Raw genomic sequence first — 17,633 nt, 5'->3', positions numbered from 1 at the left:
GCTAGTACTATTTGGCCTTCTTGTCCCATATAGATGAGTATTATCTATCGGGACGAGGGGGTCTTTGTTATGTCTGGCCGAAAACACAGTAAAGTCTCGGTCTGGATCTCATGGAGCAGTATCAAAAAATGTATGCTGGGCGCGACACTGCTGGCTATAATGATCGGCATTATAGCGTATGACATGCCTACTGCCAAAACGTTAAATTATTGGAGTCTGCCTTTGTCTGGTAAAGTGATCGCTATCGACGCTGGACATGGGGGAGCAGATGGAGGGGCAGTTAGCCGGGAAGGGCTAATTGAGAAAGACATTAATCTTGCAGTCTCTCTTTATTTACGTGATTACCTGCAACAGGCAGGGGCTATTGTTGTAATGACCCGTGAAGGGGATTATGATTTGGCTCAGGAGGACACTAAGGGCTATTCTAAGCGCAAGACTGAAGATCTTAAGCAAAGAGTGAGAAGTATTGAAGAGAAGGGCGCAGATCTTTTTATAAGCGTTCACATGAACAGTGTGCCTTCGAACCGATGGAGCGGGGCGCAGACCTTTTACTATCCCAATCACAAGGATAATAAAGCAATCGCAGAGTTTGTACAGAGTGAGCTGAAGACTACACTGGAGAATACTGATCGTGTAGCTAAGACTGTAAATACTGTTTATCTACTAAAAGCATTAAAAATACCTGCGATCCTTGTAGAGGTCGGTTTTTTGTCGCACCCTCAGGAATCAGTTCTACTCGGAGATGATGTTTATCAACGCAAGGTAGCGACTAGCATATATCGTGGCATTCTTCGTTATGCTTCCGAGTAACCGGGACTACTCATCAGGAGATGGGTAATGCTATAATAGACAAAAACTCCGGAAGAATTCTCCTCCGGAAAGGAAACAGAGGTGCTTTCCATGCTGACTAGGGAACATATCCAGGAAATACTGCAGTCAATAACAGACCCGGAAACCGGAAAAAGCCTTGTGGAACTACAGCTGATCCGTGACATTATGATTAAAGAAGATCGTATATCTTTATCAATCGTGTGTCTGGATCCTGAAGAGCAAAGTCGCATGGACCTAGAACAACGGGTTCGTGAGTTACTTGAAGCGGGTGGAGTCACTAATGTGCATATCCGGCTGCGTGATGCAACCGATTATGAACGTGCTCTACTACGCGGAGAGAGTGCTGGGGAAGAGCCATGGGCTGATGAACCGGGGAAACTTAAGGGACATGCAGCAGGCCTTGACGATCATGAATTAATCAATGAGAACTCTGGTGTTAACTTTATCGCCATTGCCAGTGGTAAAGGCGGTGTTGGAAAGTCTACAGTTACTGTGAATTTGGCAGTAGCTTTGGCTAGAAAAGGTAAAAAGGTTGGATTGATTGATGCGGACATTTATGGGTTTAGCATCCCTGATATGATGGGAATCGAAGAGGGACCCGTTGTAGAAGAGGGAATCATTATTCCTGTGGAACGTTTCGGAGTGAAGGTCATGTCTATGGGCTTCTTTATCCGTGAGAATAGTCCGGTAATTTGGCGGGGACCTATGCTTGGCAAAATGCTGCGCCAATTCTTCAGTGATGTGGGCTGGGGAGAACTTGATTATATGCTGCTTGATCTTCCTCCAGGTACAGGTGATGTGGCGCTTGACGTACATCAGATGCTCCCTCACAGCAAAGAGATTATTGTTACTACCCCTCATGCTACCGCAGCGTTTGTGGCGGCTAGAGCGGGCTCTATGGCTCTGCAGACAGAACATGAGATTATTGGGGTCATTGAGAACATGGCTTATTATGAGTGTAAAGACTGTGGTAAAAAAGATTATATTTTTGGCAGAGGCGGAGGCGCTCGGCTTGCGGAGACACTCCATACCGAGCTGCTTGCACAAGTTCCATTGGGCGCACCGGACAATCATATTTCTGAACCGGATTTCTCACCTTCCGTATACAAGGAAGACACAGCTACTGCGTTGTTGTTTGCTGATATCGCCGATAAGCTGATTGCGAAATATGAGCACTAATTATTGTGCATAAAAAGAGGCCGTCCCACATTGTTAGGTGGGATAAGGCCTCTTTTTTGTTATGTGCTTGAATCATCGCCGCTACCGCTGCCACTTTCACCACCGCTGCCGCTGCCTTCCTGTTTATCGCCGCTTTCGCCGCCCTTTTTCTGTTCCTTCGGTTCGAGCTCGTCCTGAACGACCTTTTTAAGTAAATTCAATACCTCCATCCGGAATAATGGAGTCTGCATAGATTCCTGGATGGTCTTCATGGATTGCTTTCGGTAGTCAGGTGTTTTGGTGAGATTAAGAAACATGGTCATCATTTCTGGAGACTTCATGATTTCCTCGACGGATTTTTGATAGGTGGGATCTTTAATTAGTTGCAGGTGCAATTCTTTGCTTTGTGATTGAATGGCTTTAGCAAAATCGCCTGCGAACTTGGGATCAGTCATAATTTTCTCGATTTCCTTTTGATATTCCGGTGCAGTGAGGGTATCTTTAACAGCGGTTTTTATATCCTCTGTTGTTTGAAGTGGCATCATTTTCATACTCATTCCGCTGGTGCCTCCAGAACTGGAATTTGATAATGATTCCTCAACTGCTTTTTTTCCATCTTCACTTTTTAATATATCAATAACCATGGTCTTCATTTCTTTATAACTGCCCTGACCAGAAGAAGAACTGCTCTGCTCACTTCCGCAAGCCGTTAAGGCCATAACAAAGCTTAAAGCCAAACCCACAGATCCGATAAATCTCCATTTCATTGGCGCTGCCCTCCTTTATTAGGATTCTCCAGTTGTATTATGCCGCATTAACATACATTTATGTTGCTGATGTAATGGTGTTTTGTCGGTATCCTTGGTAAAATAAATCTGACATAGGGGAGGTGAAGTGGCTGAGTATAAAAAAATGGTTTTATTTATTTTGGACAACCCTTCTAATAGGAGCGGGCGGAGCAGTAATCGCAGGTCTGGCACTGCAATTCGTGAACGGTCGAATTGATTTCAAAAGTGTCGCTGATTTCTTTTTATACCCGCTGATACTATTCGGCTACGGTATGCTTGTCAGTGTTTATGCGCAACTTGGTTTTTTTGCTTATCTAATTTTGAATTACATGGGCAATGGTGTTTTCCCGCCAAAAATTTGGAAATACATACAACTGGTGCTTTCTGTGCTCGCATTGCTTGAACTGATTTTTTTGCGTACCGTCGTTGGCGGGGAAAGAAGTGTCTTGTCTGATCTAATATTAGGAATCTTTATTTTGTTAGCTGCCATTATTGTGTCTTATTTCAAAGTGAAAAGTACAAACATCTCAGCTTGGATTCCAACCCTCTTTTTTATGACAGCTATTTCAATTGTGGAAATTATCGGCGTGCTCCGTATAGGTGTTGATAGTGCGACAGTGTTTATTGTTGTTCCGCTCATCGCCTGTAATGCATTCCAGATTTTGATGCTTCACCGTATTCTCAAGCCGGCAGCCGGATAAAGGCTGGGGCGAATTCAGCAAATCATGAACCCCGTACTCTGGCCTTCAGAAAACGGGGTTTTTTGCTCTAGAATGTATCCTAACGATTAAAATCGGCTGGAGGAGGTTAATCTTAAAGAACAATAGAGCGGATTCTTTGTGTGTAGCAACGCTCACAAAACTAAGCAGATGCTTCCGAAGTGAGTTTTGTACGAAGTTTTTCAATGATGCATATGCTTTACAAAACTAAGCGTATGCTTCCGAAGCAGTTTTGTACGAAGTAATACAAGCGTAGCAACGCTCACAAAACTTTTAGGAGGGGAATATATGGACATCAAGCGTTATATGATAAAAGACACAAATGAAATCCAGCTTAACAAGCTGGACCCGGACGATACAGGTAACTTTAAATCAAAAAAAGAAGCAGAAGCCAAAACAGAGCAGTTAAAGGAACGGTTGGCAGAGCTTCAAGATATTCTTTTTGCACAGAAAAAGCATTCACTGCTCGTAATTCTGCAAGGGATGGATTCCAGCGGTAAGGATGGAACGGTTAAACATATTTTTTCAGGGATTAATCCACAAGGCTTTATAGTGACCAGCTTCAAGAAACCTTCTCTGGAGGAAGAAGCTCACGATTTCTTATGGAGAGTGCATCAAAAGACACCCCCTAAAGGCTACATCTCTGCATTTAACCGCTCACACTATGAAGATGTATTGGTACCGCGGGTACATGGGGGATTGAAAAAGGATGATTTGAAGCGCCGCTTTCGTTACATACGGCAGTTTGAGGAGATGCTGGTGGAAGAGGGAACGACAATTATCAAGCTTTTTCTGCATATTTCAAAAGAGAAGCAGCTTAAGAAAATCAAAGAACGGCTTGAAGATCCCAAAAAACACTGGAAATTTGACGCAAGTGATCTACAGGAGCGGGAGTTTTGGGATGATTACCAAGAGGCATATGTAGATGTTTTTAAGGAGTCTAGTATTGATAAAGCACCCTGGTACTGGATACCAGCCAATCATCAATGGTACCGCAACTATTTGGCCTTATCCATCGTTGTAAAGACACTGGAGAGTCTGGATCTGAGCTATCCGAAGCTGAATACCCCCACACCCGACATATCGGAGCTCATTTCCCCGCGTCATTAATATTTGGATAAAACCAACATCTATTGCGGTACCTAAGATTGGGAGGAGCGTTACAGCCCGGCAGCATCCTCTAAGGCACTATTTAGTGAGGCCGAGTCACGAACCTCTTTACCCTCTGCGTTGCTTTGGCTGATCAGCTCAGAGACGGTAACGAATTCATAACCTTGTCTGCGGAGCTCATCGATAATTTGCGGAAGAGCTTCGTGAGTTTGTTTGCAGGAATCACTGGCATGTAGTAGAACGATATCACCAGGATGTGCTTTAGTCGTTACACGCTTCACGATATTGTCTACACCTATGTTCTTCCAGTCTAGAGAGTCTGTGTCCCACTGGATGACTTTGTAACCAAGATCATTGGCCACTTGCAGAACTCTTTTGTCAAAATCACCATTAGGCATACGAATTAAATTTGGTTCTTTACCGGTTAATTCTGTAAGCACAGTGTGAGCCGTTGTGATCTGAGTGCGAATCTCTTCGTTACTTAGAGTGCTGTAATTGACGTGTTTATGGCCATGGCTGCCAATTTCGAATCCTGCGTTTTTAATGCTTGTTACAATATCCGGGTGAGTCTTACTCCATGGTGACGATAGGAAGAAGGTGGCTTTGTCCACTTTCTTGTCTTCAAGTACCTTCAAAATTGGTTCGGGTCTCTTTTCCCCCCAGCTAATATCGAAGGTTAGGGCAATCAGCTTCTTCTCTGTTGGCACACTGTAAATGGCAGAAGGTCCAGCCTCAGAAAAAACGGTGATATTACCCCTCTCGACATAGACAACTCCAGCAGCAAGAAGCACAGCGGCGAAGATATAGATGAACCTTTTGATCTTTTTGCCGCTGAATACATAAAAAGAATTCATTAATGACAGCGCTCCTCTCCCATGCGAAATGCTTGTTTGTTCTAAATGTATGCTCGTACCGCAAGGTTATGACCTAAGAAACAGAGATCACAATTTCAGGAGGTATTTATGTTGTCGTTCTTCACGTTTGTTAAAGATATTAAATCGATCCGCAAGGCTGTGCTGCTATCCTGTCTGCTCTTCGTAATAGGAGCGGTTGTTGGCTGGGTAGCGACAAGTAGTCTGGAAAAGCTATTGGTTCAGCAATTGGAAGGGCTTAGTGAGATCAGTGGGAACTTAAGAGACACCGCTAATCCGCAATGGAACTTCTTTGTATTTATATTTCTGAATAACGCCATCAAGGGCGTGGTTATTATTTTCCTGGGAGCGTTGTTCGGCATATTGCCAGCTATATTCTTATTTATAAACGGAGCGGTAATTGGCTACTTGATACATTTATCCGCACTGCAAGGACAGGATTTGTTCGATTTAATCGTAAAAGGATTGCTGCCACACGGGATTATAGAGATTCCGGCAATCATTATCGCGTGTGCCTTTGGGATGCACTTTGGCGGAAAAGTGATTTCAAGTCTATTTCGATCTACAGATAGAAAAGAGGAGAGAAGCGCAGACTGGTCTGCTTTCATGCGTCAAACACTTACGGCTTCCATATGGACTGTAATCCTGTTATTTGTTGCAGCCATTATTGAAAGTACAATTACTTTTTCACTTTTATCATAAAACTTCCGGGAATAGAGCATAACATTAAGGGCGTTCATCCAAGGATTGCCTAAAGGTAAGGAGTATATAATCTAGACGAAACCATAAAGGGAATTTTTAATAATTATGGTTATAAAAAGAGGACTCCGGTTAATCTAGTGTAAGAGGATCTTAAGGCAGCTTTCTCCATGAGATGTACTTACTGATTATGCAAAAAAGGTTTTGGGGGTTTAGAGAAGGTGTTAATTGCAACTTCATGAAGGAGGCCAAGCATATGTTGGGAATGTTGTTTAACGAAAAGGAATGCAAGGAACTGGATTATGTTTTGAGAAAAGAACTAGATGAGATGCTGTTAGATTTGAGTGATCAGCGCTTGGACCAAAATATCAGGCACGCCATCGCTAATAGATATAAGACTGTATTCCGGATGTATGCTCGCTTCGCTCCTCAGAAAGAGCTTTCCAAGTATGCATGGGGTGGGCGTTCTTCTCAGTATAAACACTGAAGATATACGAGAATTGCTACAGTTTTATAAAGTTTTCAGATTATTTAATAAAATAGCTTGACTAAAAAGGAGTGCTCATGATAAATTATATCTCGCGCTCCTTTTGCTTGTGTAAAAGGGAAGCGGAAGGCAAGAAAAATTGAAAAAAAGATTTTTCAAAAAAAAGACTTGCCAAACAGCTCAACACTGTGATATATTATAAAGGTCGCCGCTGATAAACAACGACGACGAAATGAGAGACATTGATCTTTGAAAACTGAACAACGAGTGAGTGGGAAATCACGTAAGTGAAATCCAAATTAGAGAATTAATTTTCTCGTCAGATGTTTCAAAATGAGCATATCGCTCTTTTCAATACTAATTGGAGAGTTTGATCCTGGCTCAGGACGAACGCTGGCGGCGTGCCTAATACATGCAAGTCGAGCGGAGTTACTTTGAAAGCTTGCTTTCAAAGTAACTTAGCGGCGGACGGGTGAGTAACACGTAGGCAACCTGCCCTTCAGACTGGGATAACTACCGGAAACGGTAGCTAATACCGGATAATTTCTTTTTTCTCCTGAGAGAAGAATGAAAGACGGAGCAATCTGTCACTGAGGGATGGGCCTGCGGCGCATTAGCTAGTTGGTGGGGTAACGGCCCACCAAGGCGACGATGCGTAGCCGACCTGAGAGGGTGAACGGCCACACTGGGACTGAGACACGGCCCAGACTCCTACGGGAGGCAGCAGTAGGGAATCTTCCGCAATGGGCGAAAGCCTGACGGAGCAACGCCGCGTGAGTGATGAAGGTTTTCGGATCGTAAAGCTCTGTTGCCAGGGAAGAACGTCCGGTAGAGTAACTGCTACCGGAGTGACGGTACCTGAGAAGAAAGCCCCGGCTAACTACGTGCCAGCAGCCGCGGTAATACGTAGGGGGCAAGCGTTGTCCGGAATTATTGGGCGTAAAGCGCGCGCAGGCGGCTATTTAAGTCTGGTGTTTAAACCTTGGGCTCAACCTGAGGTCGCACTGGAAACTGGGTGGCTTGAGTACAGAAGAGGAAAGTGGAATTCCACGTGTAGCGGTGAAATGCGTAGATATGTGGAGGAACACCAGTGGCGAAGGCGACTTTCTGGGCTGTAACTGACGCTGAGGCGCGAAAGCGTGGGGAGCAAACAGGATTAGATACCCTGGTAGTCCACGCCGTAAACGATGAGTGCTAGGTGTTAGGGGTTTCGATACCCTTGGTGCCGAAGTTAACACAGTAAGCACTCCGCCTGGGGAGTACGGTCGCAAGACTGAAACTCAAAGGAATTGACGGGGACCCGCACAAGCAGTGGAGTATGTGGTTTAATTCGAAGCAACGCGAAGAACCTTACCAGGTCTTGACATCCCTCTGAATCCACTAGAGATAGTGGCGGCCTTCGGGACAGAGGAGACAGGTGGTGCATGGTTGTCGTCAGCTCGTGTCGTGAGATGTTGGGTTAAGTCCCGCAACGAGCGCAACCCTTAACTTTAGTTGCCAGCAGGTTAAGCTGGGCACTCTAGAGTGACTGCCGGTGACAAACCGGAGGAAGGTGGGGATGACGTCAAATCATCATGCCCCTTATGACCTGGGCTACACACGTACTACAATGGCCGGTACAACGGGAAGCGAAGCCGCGAGGTGGAGCCAATCCCATCAAAGCCGGTCTCAGTTCGGATTGCAGGCTGCAACTCGCCTGCATGAAGTCGGAATTGCTAGTAATCGCGGATCAGCATGCCGCGGTGAATACGTTCCCGGGTCTTGTACACACCGCCCGTCACACCACGAGAGTTTACAACACCCGAAGTCGGTGGGGTAACCCGCAAGGGAGCCAGCCGCCGAAGGTGGGGTAGATGATTGGGGTGAAGTCGTAACAAGGTAGCCGTATCGGAAGGTGCGGCTGGATCACCTCCTTTCTATGGAGAATCGTTCTCTGCAATGAGAACATTCAAATCGGAAGCTCAGCTTCCACAATAGAACCCTCGGGTTCGAACACTCACTCGTGTTCAGTTTTGAAAGAGCAAGTCTCTTTCGTATGCGTTTGGTGGCGATAGCGGAGGGGTTCCACACGTACCCATCCCGAACACGACCGTTAAGCCCTCCAGCGCCGATGGTACTTGGACCGAAGGGTCCTGGGAGAGTAGGACGTTGCCAAGCGGACAACCAATTCATTGGTTGATTCACAATGTTATATATGTTATATGGGCTTTTAGCTCAGTTGGTTAGAGCGCACCTCTGATAAGGGTGAGGTCGGTGGTTCGAGTCCACCAAGGCCCACCATATAACATTATAGAGTAATTTTATGGGGCCATAGCTCAGCTGGGAGAGCGCCTGCCTTGCAAGCAGGAGGTCAGCGGTTCGATCCCGCTTGGCTCCACCATAAATTTTTAAATGAATAACTTTTTCAACTTGATCCTTGAAAACTGGATACCGAAACGAATTTGCGTTTTAGAACATCTTTTAGCAACTTGTGTAAACAAGTAAATGTTATTAGTGAGATGATTCCAAAGAGAATGTCATCGTATGATATTTTCCTGCGGAAAAATCAAGGTTAAGCTAATAAGAGCACACGGAGGATGCCTAGGCGCCAGGAGCCGACGAAGGACGTGGCGAACAACGAAACTGCCTCGGGGAGCTGTAAGCAAGCTTTGATCCGGGGGTGTCCGAATGGGGAAACCCAGCTGTGGTAATTCGCAGTTACTCATTTCTGAATACATAGGAAATGTAGAGGCAGACCAGGGGAACTGAAACATCTAAGTACCCTGAGGAAGAGAAAACAATAGTGATTCCGTCAGTAGCGGCGAGCGAACGCGGAACAGCCTAAACCTAAGAGCTTGCTCTTAGGGGTTGTGGGACGTCTCACATGGAGTTACAAAGGAATATGGTAGGTGAAGAGGTCTGGAAAGGCCCGCGATAGAGGTAAAAGCCCTGTAACCTAAACTGTATTCTCTCCGAGACGGATCCCGAGTAGTGCGGGGCACGTGAAACCCCGTATGAATCCAGCAGGACCATCTGCTAAGGCTAAATACTACCTGGCGACCGATAGTGAAACAGTACCGTGAGGGAAAGGTGAAAAGCACCCCGGAAGGGGAGTGAAATAGAACCTGAAACCGTGTGCTTACAAAAAGTCAGAGCCCTATTAATGGGTGATGGCGTGCCTTTTGTAGAATGAACCGGCGAGTTACGTTTAACATGCAAGGTTAAGCCGAGAAGGTGGAGCCGCAGCGAAAGCGAGTCTGAATAGGGCGAATTAGTATGTGGACGTAGACCCGAAACCGTGTGATCTACCCCTGTCCAGGGTGAAGGTGCGGTAACACGCACTGGAGGCCCGAACCCACGTACGTTGAAAAGTGCGGGGATGAGGTGGGGGTAGCGGAGAAATTCCAATCGAACTCGGAGATAGCTGGTTCTCCCCGAAATAGCTTTAGGGCTAGCCTCGGTATAAGAGTAGTGGAGGTAGAGCACTGATTGGGTGCGGGGTCCGCAAGGATTACCAAGCTCAGTCAAACTCCGAATGCCATATACTTATTGCCGGGAGTCAGACAGTGAGTGCTAAGATCCATTGTCAAAAGGGAAACAGCCCAGACCATCAGCTAAGGTCCCCAAGTGTGTGTTAAGTGGGAAAGGATGTGGAGTTGCACAGACAACCAGGATGTTGGCTTAGAAGCAGCCACCATTGAAAGAGTGCGTAATAGCTCACTGGTCGAGTGACTCTGCGCCGAAAATGTAACGGGGCTAAACACACCACCGAAGCTATGGCTAGATACGTATGTATCTGGGGTAGGGGAGCGTTGTGTAGGGGTTGAAGGTGTACTGAAAAGAGCGCTGGACACTACACAAGTGAGAATGCCGGTATGAGTAACGAAAAGATCAGTGAGAATCTGATCCGCCGAAAGCCCAAGGTTTCCTGAGGAAGGCTCGTCCGCTCAGGGTAAGTCGGGACCTAAGGCGAGGCCGAAAGGCGTAGTCGAAGGACAACAGTTTGAAATTACTGTACCACCGTAATCCGCTATGAGCGATGGGGTGACGCAGGAGGGTAGTGACGCGGACTGATGGATGTCCGTCTAAGCAGTGAGGCTGATGTGTAGGCAAATCCGCACATCGATAAGGCTGGGCTGTGATGGGGAGCGAAAATTGTAGTAGCGAAGGTCATGATCTCACACTGCCAAGAAAAGCCTCTAGCCAGGAGAAGGTGCCCGTACCGCAAACCGACACAGGTAGGCGAGAAGAGAATTCTAAGGCGCGCGGAAGAACTCTCGTTAAGGAACTCGGCAAAATGACCCCGTAACTTCGGGAGAAGGGGTGCCCCGGTAGTGTGAATAGCACGAGGGGGCCGCAGTGAAAAGGCCCAAGCGACTGTTTAGCAAAAACACAGGTCTGTGCGAAGCCGCAAGGCGAAGTATACGGGCTGACGCCTGCCCGGTGCTGGAAGGTTAAGGGGAGTGGTTAGGGGTAACCCGAAGCTATGAACCGAAGCCCCAGTAAACGGCGGCCGTAACTATAACGGTCCTAAGGTAGCGAAATTCCTTGTCAGGTAAATTCTGACCCGCACGAATGGCGTAACGACTTGGGCGCTGTCTCAACGAGAGATCCGGTGAAATTTTAATACCTGTGAAGATGCAGGTTACCCGCGACAAGACGGAAAGACCCCATGGAGCTTTACTGCAGCTTGATATTGAATTTGGGTACGATCTGTACAGGATAGGTGGGAGCCGTAGAAATCGGAGCGCAAGCTTCGGTGGAGGCGCCGTTGGGATACCACCCTGATCGTATCTAGGTTCTAACCTAGTGCCCTAATCGGGTACGGGGACCGTGTCAGGCGGGCAGTTTGACTGGGGCGGTCGCCTCCTAAAGAGTAACGGAGGCGTTCCAAGGTTCCCTCAGAATGGTTGGAAATCATTCGCAGAGTGCAAAGGCATAAGGGAGCTTGACTGCGAGACCTACAAGTCGAGCAGGGACGAAAGTCGGACTTAGTGATCCGGTGGTACCGCATGGAAGGGCCATCGCTCAACGGATAAAAGCTACCCTGGGGATAACAGGCTTATCTCCCCCAAGAGTCCACATCGACGGGGAGGTTTGGCACCTCGATGTCGGCTCATCGCATCCTGGGGCTGAAGTAGGTCCCAAGGGTTGGGCTGTTCGCCCATTAAAGCGGTACGCGAGCTGGGTTCAGAACGTCGTGAGACAGTTCGGTCCCTATCTGTCGTGGGCGCAGGAAATTTGAGAGGAGCTGTCCTTAGTACGAGAGGACCGGGATGGACGTACCGCTGGTGCACCAGTTGTTCCGCCAGGAGCATGGCTGGGTAGCTACGTACGGACGGGATAAGCGCTGAAAGCATCTAAGCGTGAAGCCCCCCTCAAGATGAGATTTCCCAATTAGTAAGACCCCTTGAAGACGACGAGGTAGATAGGTTGGAGGTGGAAGTGCAGCAATGCATGGAGCTGACCAATACTAATCGGTCGAGGGCTTATCCTATATGTAGAATGCAGATTCGTTTCGGATTCAGTTTTCAGGCATCAAGCCTGAGCATTTACGCTGTAAATGCCCGTTTGGTGGCGATAGCGGAGGGGTTCCACACGTACCCATCCCGAACACGACCGTTAAGCCCTCCAGCGCCGATGGTACTTGGACCGAAGGGTCCTGGGAGAGTAGGACGTTGCCAAGCGGATATTCCCTGATAGCTCAGTTGGTAGAGCACTCGACTGTTAATCGAGTTGTCACAGGTTCGAGTCCTGTTCGGGGAGCCATGCTCTCATAGCTCAGCAGGTAGAGTGCTTCCATGGTAAGGAAGAGGTCACCGGTTCGAATCCGGTTGAGAGCTCCACAGATTTGCAAGGCCCGTTGGTCAAGGGGTTAAGACACCTCCCTTTCACGGAGGTAACATGGGTTCGAATCCCATACGGGTCACCAACTTTTACTTGTACTTACCCTTAGAGGGTCCCATAGATATGGAGGCTTAGCTCAGCTGGGAGAGCATCTGCCTTACAAGCAGAGGGTCGGGGGTTCGATCCCCTCAGCCTCCACCATAATCTTCCTAAGAGATTATGGGCAACATAGAGGTACCATCAATGGGGATTAGCCAAGCGGTAAGGCAACGGACTTTGACTCCGTCACTCATAGGTTCGAATCCTATATCCCCAGCCAAGTGCGAGCCATTAGCTCAGTTGGTAGAGCACCTGACTTTTAATCAGGGTGTCGAAGGTTCGAGTCCTTCATGGCTCACTTTTATTATTATCATGCGCGTGTGGCGGAATGGCAGACGCACCAGACTTAGGATCTGGCGTTTCACGACGTGGGGGTTCAAGTCCCTTCACGCGCACCACTTATTGCGGACGTGGCTCAGCGGTAGAGCATCGCCTTGCCAAGGCGAGGGTCGCGGGTTCGATTCCCGTCGTCCGCTCCATAATTTTGCGCCCTTAGCTCAGCTGGATAGAGCGTTTGACTACGAATCAAAAGGCCGGGAGTTCGAATCTCTCAGGGCGCGCCATTTTATTATTAAGCAATTATAGTATTTATAACGGGATGTAGCTCAGCTTGGTAGAGCACCTGGTTTGGGACCAGGGGGTCGCATGTTCAAATCGTGTCATCCCGATTTTCACCTTTGCGGGTGTAGTTCAATGGTAGAACTTCAGCCTTCCAAGCTGATAGCGTGGGTTCGATTCCCATCACCCGCTCCATAATTTTATAGTAACGGGATGTAGCTCAGCTTGGTAGAGCACCTGGTTTGGGACCAGGGGGTCGCATGTTCAAATCGTGTCATCCCGATACTCAGCTTAATCGCTGCTCAAAAGCTCTTACTTCGGTAAGGGCTTTTTGTTATGTATTGAATATACATATAAATACAGCTAAAGAACATATGTTCTATTATTCCTCCAAAAAAAATCGGACTTCCGGTGGAATTCCAATCCGTAGATAATAGTTTCTCCATGATTCCTCTTGTTCGGGGCTTCGGCCCGAAGAAAGTAATTTTACAGCAAAGACATTAGCTTGACGTTCAAGCTTCCCAGGAGAGAAATAGGAGCTTTCCTCCAGAAAAAAGCGATTGATCCCCTTGTGAAGCCGATCATGTCCTAATTCATGCGCACAAACGAAGCGCTGCCATTCTACAGGCAACTCATTATGAATGACGATAAACCTTCTTCTTAGTTTTCGATAATATAATCCCTTTGTGCCAGTCCCCAGGTTCATGAAGCGGATTTGAATGCCTAGTGCTGCGGCAAGCTCGAACGGGCAGTTGGTTTTATATTTTTTAATCAGACTATTGATCAGTTCATCCATGTTCTTCACCTGCAGCATGTTAGTATAGTTATTTAGTGTCTTTGGATTTTTTTCTCTTATTCATCTGTTTGGCTTCCCAGAACAATCCGGTTAGTACATCTTTAATCCTCTGTTTATCTTCTTTGTCTAATGGAATTCCGTCAAACATCAGCTCTCCATCATCCTCTAGCATTTTTCGAAAGTCTCTTTTATCTTTGCTTGTAGCCCAATCTGGGACAGCCTCATCGCTTGAAAGAGTCTGGTCCTGCAAATACCCTGCCTGATCCATTAGCTCCCCGTAGGGGACGCCAGTGGCCTCAGCAATTTTGCGTAACGTGGTTGGTTTAGGAACCCCTCTTAATCCATTCTCAATCCGGGAAATTTGCGAACCGCTAATTCCGGCTGCTGCTGCTAATTGATTAATGGTGAGTCCTTTTGTTTCCCGAAGATGCTTCATATAATCCCCGAATTCCTGTTTCATCTCAACTCACTCCTTATTGGCTTTAACCTTATGATAATAATATAAGCCATTTTTGCCAATAGGTAAACAACAAAGCGTATATTATTGCCAAAAGGCAAGATAATGGAGGGATATACGCTCTTTTTCGATAAAAACAGCCTAAAACGGGGTTTTACGAGATTGGTAAAGAAGTGGTATATTATAGAAAAATACGAACAGAATACGAACAAGGTTTATTTTATCACATTGGGCTGGAAAATTCCGCAAATTAAATCTCATTCAGTTAAACCCAAAAGGAGTGCATAAATGATGAACATATCAACTTTACCAGAGTTGGACCGTCGCCGAACCCAGGTCGCTATAGAGAGCATGTTGGAGAAATACCGTATTTTTAAGACCGTTACATTTGAAGCTAAGGAAGCAAGCACAACTTATTCATACACAGAAAGATTTCATGGTCCTACTAACACTGTAACTGATCAGACTGCTGCGATAGCTTCTTATAATGTGGACATCCCCGCCGCAAGGAGAGCTTATTGTTCCGCAATAGACTCTGTGGTAGAGAGACTCGATACGAGAGAACAGCAGCTGGTACGGGAAAGGTATATGAGAAGAGACGAGATGTACGATTATACGATTTACAATCATGTGTTTGATCCACCGGTAAGTAAGGACACTTACGTGAAGATACGCTCGAAGGCTTTTTACAAGATGGCATTAGCGTTAACGGATCTCGGCTTACTGTCTCTGCAAACTTTAGTAACAACAGCGCCTAGGGTAAAGAAAGAGAAAATGAGTATTACTTAATAGAAGTAGAATAGTTTGATTAGTAAAGAAGACTGTATCGTCCGAGCGGATGATGCGGTCTTTTTTTGAATTATAAGAAAGTATAAGTTTCAGGGTGTACTTTATCCTTATAATCCTCGCACAAATGCTTGCCGTCCATAAAAGGAGGGACCAAGGCTCTTTAGCTTGTCTTCAATTGTCTACCTCCAAAAAACCGCTCTATACCATCCCAAAGCTAGCCAAAACCTCGTCCGTTTACCCTCTCCGCAAGGATAATATGGGGGTATGATTATAACATGGCAAATGAAGCAAAAGAACACCGCAAGAGCATGAATGCTCTGCTAATAGTTCCGCCCTAAGGGTGATGAGAACAACCTAGCGGTGAAAGATTCTTCTCGCATTTGCCTAATGAAGAAGGGATATTATCCAACCTCGGATAGTATCCTTTTTTCTTAAATCTAGTTGAGGGGGTGTCTGCTTAATGTTCATGCAGTTGAAGGTTAACACCATCAAGGATCGACGGACGGTCGCAGATCAGAAAGGAATGGAGTGATGTCGGTACAACAATTGCGAGAACACATTACAAGTACACTTGAACGGTATTTTCCTGATGTGCCTGTATATGTAGAAGGAGAAAAACCTCAAACCGCTTATTTTCATCCCGGATTGATCTCAGCAACACTGGATCGGCAGCGGGAGGGCCGGTATTTAGCGGTCTACCGTTTTGGCATCCGTTTTGAGCAAGGCAATTTGCTGGCAGCTGAGAGAATGGCAGATAAGCTAAGTGAGGCGATGGCAGGAATGGAGCAGGATGGTGGAGCTTTTCGTGTAGTTAGGCAAGCTTGGGAAGCTGGAACTGAAGGGCATGGGCCGCTGTTTACAGTTGACTATATGTTGTATTTGCAAAACGACAAGCCTGACAGCATTAAGATGGGACAAATGATTGGAGGAGAACGATTGAAATGAGTACTAAAGGAAGTAACGGGAATGGGTTCAGTAAGGAACAGATTGTGAATTCCCCACTTTTTACGCCGAGGGAAAAGGATATATTGAACGTTATTTTGCAGGATGGCAAGAACTATACGCTCGAAGAAGCAAAGCAATCTATGGGATTGTTCAAAAATAAGGAGGTAATGAACTAATGGCAGGCGGAACATGGACAACGCAAAATAAGGTGCGCCCCGGGGTGTACGTAAATGTAGCATCAAATCAAGGTGCCATCGGCAAAATGGGAGAACGCGGGATTACGGCATTGGCGCTTGCCCTATCTTGGGGAGAGCCGGGAGTAATCATGAGGATTACCCCGCAGGATGATGTGAATAAGCTGCTAGGAGTGGATTTGGAACATCCAACTCTACTGCCAGTGCGTGAAGCGCTGAAACGGGCGGGAACCTTGCTGCTCTATCGATTGAATGAAGGTGTTAAAGCGGCAGTCACGAATAACGGCCTTCAGGTAACAGCTAAATATGGCGGTGTACGCGGAAATGATCTTTCGATTGTAATTGAGAAAAATATAGAGAATGCTGCTCTTTTTGATGTAAAGACGTTGCTTAATGGAACCGAACTGAACAAGCAAACGGTCGGAACGGCTGAAGAGTTGGTCGCGAACGATTATGTTCAATTCCAGAAAAATGGTGCAGAAGGCTTGAAGCTAATTGCAGGCATGCCGCTTACAGGGGGGGCTAACGGAACCGTGACGAATGGAGCACATAGTGACTTCCTGTCTGCTCTTGAGGTGCAGGAATTCCAAACAGTGGGTCTAGTATCGCAGGATAGTGCTCTGAAGGCACTCTACAGTTCTTTTGTGAGACGGCTTCGGGATACAGAAGGGAAAAGGGTACAGGCTGTACTATCCGATTATGCGGCTGCAGGTCATGAAGGTGTGATTAGCGTGAATAATGGGGTAGTACTGAGCGACGGAACTACGATTGATAACGTCAATGCCGTTGCTTGGGTAGCTGGTGCTACAGCAGCAGCTGCTGTTAATGAATCGCTGACTTATCAGGGTTATGATGATTCGGTGGATGCTGATGTAAGACTTAGCCATTCTGAGACTACAGCTGCGTTGCTAAAAGGAGAGCTTATCTTTACTTACAGTGGCGGACGGGCTGTGGTGGAACAGGATATCAATACATTTACCGCGTTTTCACCGGACAAAGGCAAAGCATTCTCCAAAAATCGTGTACTGCGCGTGCTGGATGGAATTGCAAATGATATGAAGCGTATTTTTGAGAACTACTATATCGGTAAGGTCGCAAATAATGAAGATGGCCGTGCTCTTTTCTGGTCACAGTGTGCGACTTATATGAATGATTTGCAGGATATGGGTGCGATTGAGGGCTTTAACGCGCAGACAGATGTTGTAGTTGTGGCTGGTGCAGATAGTGATAGTATCGTGCTGGATGTGGCTGTGAAACCGGTAGATTCGGTAGAAAAAGTATATATGAAAGTGAAGGTGGTTTAAG

At 46.5% G+C, this 17,633-nt stretch carries 14 protein-coding genes, 14 tRNA genes and 4 rRNA genes; 28 read left to right on the top strand and 4 right to left on the bottom strand.

Features of this window, described 5'->3' with window-relative positions; all coding sequences use genetic code 11:
* Positions 1-69 precede the first annotated feature (69 nt).
* Positions 70-810, top strand: a complete 741-nt coding sequence (gene cwlD / locus NYE58_RS32935) for an N-acetylmuramoyl-L-alanine amidase CwlD (RefSeq protein WP_076219354.1) — start codon at positions 70-72, stop codon at positions 808-810.
* A gap of 90 nt (positions 811-900) precedes the next feature.
* Positions 901-2,010, top strand: a complete 1,110-nt coding sequence (locus NYE58_RS32930; protein WP_076277844.1) for an Mrp/NBP35 family ATP-binding protein — start codon at positions 901-903, stop codon at positions 2,008-2,010.
* A gap of 59 nt (positions 2,011-2,069) precedes the next feature.
* Here the strand turns inward: NYE58_RS32930 and gerD are convergent, their stop codons facing one another.
* Positions 2,070-2,756: a spore germination lipoprotein GerD gene (gerD, locus tag NYE58_RS32925; RefSeq protein WP_036680627.1), complete on the bottom strand. Its 687-nt coding sequence runs from the start codon at positions 2,754-2,756 to the stop codon at positions 2,070-2,072.
* Positions 2,757-2,887: 131 nt separating this feature from the next.
* Between gerD and NYE58_RS32920 the strand changes: the two genes are divergently transcribed.
* The gene (locus tag NYE58_RS32920) at positions 2,888-3,478 is read left to right on the top strand and encodes a KinB-signaling pathway activation protein (protein ID WP_038574906.1); all 591 of its coding nucleotides are present in this window, start codon (positions 2,888-2,890) and stop codon (positions 3,476-3,478) included.
* Between the two features lie 306 nt (positions 3,479-3,784).
* Entirely contained in the window at positions 3,785-4,606 is an 822-nt protein-coding gene (locus NYE58_RS32915) for a PPK2 family polyphosphate kinase (RefSeq protein ID WP_052097348.1), read from the top strand.
* 50 nt (positions 4,607-4,656) lie between these two features.
* On the opposite strand, the gene pdaB is transcribed toward NYE58_RS32915, so the two are convergent.
* Positions 4,657-5,460: a polysaccharide deacetylase family sporulation protein PdaB gene (gene pdaB / locus NYE58_RS32910; protein WP_036680629.1), complete on the bottom strand. Its 804-nt coding sequence runs from the start codon at positions 5,458-5,460 to the stop codon at positions 4,657-4,659.
* A 108-nt stretch (positions 5,461-5,568) separates the two neighbouring features.
* On the opposite strand from pdaB, the gene NYE58_RS32905 reads away from it, so the two are divergent.
* From NYE58_RS32905 to NYE58_RS32810, 20 genes are all read left to right on the top strand, one after another.
* Positions 5,569-6,180, top strand: coding sequence for a stage II sporulation protein M (locus NYE58_RS32905; RefSeq protein ID WP_076219356.1), 612 nt, complete (start codon positions 5,569-5,571; stop codon positions 6,178-6,180).
* Between the two features lie 253 nt (positions 6,181-6,433).
* Positions 6,434-6,664: a hypothetical protein gene (locus NYE58_RS32900; RefSeq protein WP_036680631.1), complete on the top strand. Its 231-nt coding sequence runs from the start codon at positions 6,434-6,436 to the stop codon at positions 6,662-6,664.
* A 358-nt stretch (positions 6,665-7,022) separates the two neighbouring features.
* A 16S ribosomal RNA gene (locus NYE58_RS32895) occupies positions 7,023-8,580 on the top strand.
* Positions 8,581-8,704: 124 nt separating this feature from the next.
* Positions 8,705-8,821, top strand: a 5S ribosomal RNA gene (gene rrf / locus NYE58_RS32890).
* A 46-nt stretch (positions 8,822-8,867) separates the two neighbouring features.
* Positions 8,868-8,944, top strand: a tRNA-Ile gene (locus NYE58_RS32885).
* 24 nt (positions 8,945-8,968) lie between these two features.
* A tRNA-Ala gene (locus tag NYE58_RS32880) sits at positions 8,969-9,044 on the top strand.
* A 169-nt stretch (positions 9,045-9,213) separates the two neighbouring features.
* A 23S ribosomal RNA gene (locus NYE58_RS32875) occupies positions 9,214-12,140 on the top strand.
* A 73-nt stretch (positions 12,141-12,213) separates the two neighbouring features.
* Positions 12,214-12,330 (top strand): 5S ribosomal RNA (gene rrf, locus NYE58_RS32870).
* The 16S, 23S and 5S rRNA genes sit together here with 14 tRNA genes alongside, the layout of an rRNA operon.
* 6 nt (positions 12,331-12,336) lie before the next feature.
* Positions 12,337-12,412 (top strand) — tRNA-Asn (locus NYE58_RS32865).
* A 1-nt stretch (position 12,413) separates the two neighbouring features.
* Positions 12,414-12,489: transfer RNA gene (locus NYE58_RS32860), tRNA-Thr, on the top strand.
* Between the two features lie 11 nt (positions 12,490-12,500).
* Positions 12,501-12,575 (top strand) — tRNA-Glu (locus NYE58_RS32855).
* A gap of 40 nt (positions 12,576-12,615) precedes the next feature.
* Positions 12,616-12,691, top strand: a tRNA-Val gene (locus NYE58_RS32850).
* 43 nt (positions 12,692-12,734) lie between these two features.
* Positions 12,735-12,809, top strand: a tRNA-Gln gene (locus NYE58_RS32845).
* A gap of 5 nt (positions 12,810-12,814) precedes the next feature.
* A tRNA-Lys gene (locus NYE58_RS32840) sits at positions 12,815-12,887 on the top strand.
* 16 nt (positions 12,888-12,903) lie between these two features.
* Positions 12,904-12,987, top strand: a tRNA-Leu gene (locus NYE58_RS32835).
* A 6-nt stretch (positions 12,988-12,993) separates the two neighbouring features.
* Positions 12,994-13,068 (top strand) — tRNA-Gly (locus NYE58_RS32830).
* Positions 13,069-13,075: 7 nt separating this feature from the next.
* Positions 13,076-13,152, top strand: a tRNA-Arg gene (locus NYE58_RS32825).
* Positions 13,153-13,183: 31 nt separating this feature from the next.
* Positions 13,184-13,257 (top strand) — tRNA-Pro (locus NYE58_RS32820).
* Positions 13,258-13,268: 11 nt separating this feature from the next.
* Positions 13,269-13,342 (top strand) — tRNA-Gly (locus NYE58_RS32815).
* A 14-nt stretch (positions 13,343-13,356) separates the two neighbouring features.
* Positions 13,357-13,430: transfer RNA gene (locus NYE58_RS32810), tRNA-Pro, on the top strand.
* Positions 13,431-13,529: 99 nt separating this feature from the next.
* Here NYE58_RS32810 and NYE58_RS32805 read toward each other — a convergent pair.
* Both NYE58_RS32805 and NYE58_RS32800 read right to left on the bottom strand, forming a co-directional pair.
* Complete coding sequence (locus NYE58_RS32805; protein ID WP_036681396.1) at positions 13,530-13,943, bottom strand: ImmA/IrrE family metallo-endopeptidase; 414 nt, start codon at positions 13,941-13,943, stop codon at positions 13,530-13,532.
* A gap of 28 nt (positions 13,944-13,971) precedes the next feature.
* Positions 13,972-14,403 (bottom strand): helix-turn-helix domain-containing protein, encoded by a 432-nt coding sequence (locus NYE58_RS32800; protein WP_076277838.1) that lies wholly within the window; start codon positions 14,401-14,403, stop codon positions 13,972-13,974.
* A 288-nt stretch (positions 14,404-14,691) separates the two neighbouring features.
* On the opposite strand from NYE58_RS32800, the gene NYE58_RS32795 reads away from it, so the two are divergent.
* The 4 genes from NYE58_RS32795 to NYE58_RS32780 all read left to right on the top strand — a co-directional run bounded on the left by NYE58_RS32795 (position 14,692) and on the right by NYE58_RS32780 (position 17,632).
* The gene (locus tag NYE58_RS32795) at positions 14,692-15,189 is read left to right on the top strand and encodes an ArpU family phage packaging/lysis transcriptional regulator (protein WP_038574900.1); all 498 of its coding nucleotides are present in this window, start codon (positions 14,692-14,694) and stop codon (positions 15,187-15,189) included.
* Between the two features lie 531 nt (positions 15,190-15,720).
* Entirely contained in the window at positions 15,721-16,134 is a 414-nt protein-coding gene (locus tag NYE58_RS32790) for a phage tail terminator family protein (protein ID WP_076220513.1), read from the top strand.
* Entirely contained in the window at positions 16,131-16,310 is a 180-nt protein-coding gene (locus tag NYE58_RS32785) for a hypothetical protein (protein WP_076220512.1), read from the top strand. The genes NYE58_RS32790 and NYE58_RS32785 overlap by 4 nt, the downstream gene beginning before the upstream one ends.
* A complete protein-coding gene (locus tag NYE58_RS32780) occupies positions 16,310-17,632 on the top strand; it encodes a phage tail sheath family protein (RefSeq protein ID WP_341004018.1) in 1,323 nt (440 codons plus the stop codon). Before NYE58_RS32785 ends, NYE58_RS32780 begins: the two co-directional genes overlap by 1 nt.
* The last annotated feature ends 1 nt before the right edge of the window (position 17,633 follow it).

The sequence above is a fragment of the Paenibacillus sp. FSL L8-0708 genome, assembly GCF_038009325.1.
In the GTDB taxonomy this organism is placed as follows: Bacteria; Bacillota; Bacilli; order Paenibacillales; family Paenibacillaceae; genus Paenibacillus_AQ; species Paenibacillus_AQ odorifer.
Note: the sequence above shows the minus strand (reverse complement) of the source record. Positions and strands in the feature narration are given on the sequence as shown.

What these genes read in the sequence shown, in the direction of transcription:
- NYE58_RS32930 (WP_076277844.1), top strand. Translation starts at nt 901, where the DNA reads ATGCTGACTAGGGAACATATCCAGGAAATACTGCAGTCAATAACAGAC.
- NYE58_RS32805 (WP_036681396.1), bottom strand. Translation starts at nt 13,943, where the DNA reads ATGGATGAACTGATCAATAGTCTGATTAAAAAATATAAAACCAACTGC.
- NYE58_RS32905 (WP_076219356.1), top strand. Translation starts at nt 5,569, where the DNA reads ATGTTGTCGTTCTTCACGTTTGTTAAAGATATTAAATCGATCCGCAAG.
- NYE58_RS32900 (WP_036680631.1), top strand. Translation starts at nt 6,434, where the DNA reads ATGTTGGGAATGTTGTTTAACGAAAAGGAATGCAAGGAACTGGATTAT.
- NYE58_RS32915 (WP_052097348.1), top strand. Translation starts at nt 3,785, where the DNA reads ATGGACATCAAGCGTTATATGATAAAAGACACAAATGAAATCCAGCTT.
- NYE58_RS32800 (WP_076277838.1), bottom strand. Translation starts at nt 14,403, where the DNA reads ATGAAACAGGAATTCGGGGATTATATGAAGCATCTTCGGGAAACAAAA.
- pdaB (WP_036680629.1), bottom strand. Translation starts at nt 5,460, where the DNA reads ATGAATTCTTTTTATGTATTCAGCGGCAAAAAGATCAAAAGGTTCATC.
- cwlD (WP_076219354.1), top strand. Translation starts at nt 70, where the DNA reads ATGTCTGGCCGAAAACACAGTAAAGTCTCGGTCTGGATCTCATGGAGC.
- NYE58_RS32790 (WP_076220513.1), top strand. Translation starts at nt 15,721, where the DNA reads ATGTCGGTACAACAATTGCGAGAACACATTACAAGTACACTTGAACGG.
- NYE58_RS32795 (WP_038574900.1), top strand. Translation starts at nt 14,692, where the DNA reads ATGAACATATCAACTTTACCAGAGTTGGACCGTCGCCGAACCCAGGTC.
- NYE58_RS32785 (WP_076220512.1), top strand. Translation starts at nt 16,131, where the DNA reads ATGAGTACTAAAGGAAGTAACGGGAATGGGTTCAGTAAGGAACAGATT.
- gerD (WP_036680627.1), bottom strand. Translation starts at nt 2,756, where the DNA reads ATGAAATGGAGATTTATCGGATCTGTGGGTTTGGCTTTAAGCTTTGTT.
- NYE58_RS32780 (WP_341004018.1), top strand. Translation starts at nt 16,310, where the DNA reads ATGGCAGGCGGAACATGGACAACGCAAAATAAGGTGCGCCCCGGGGTG.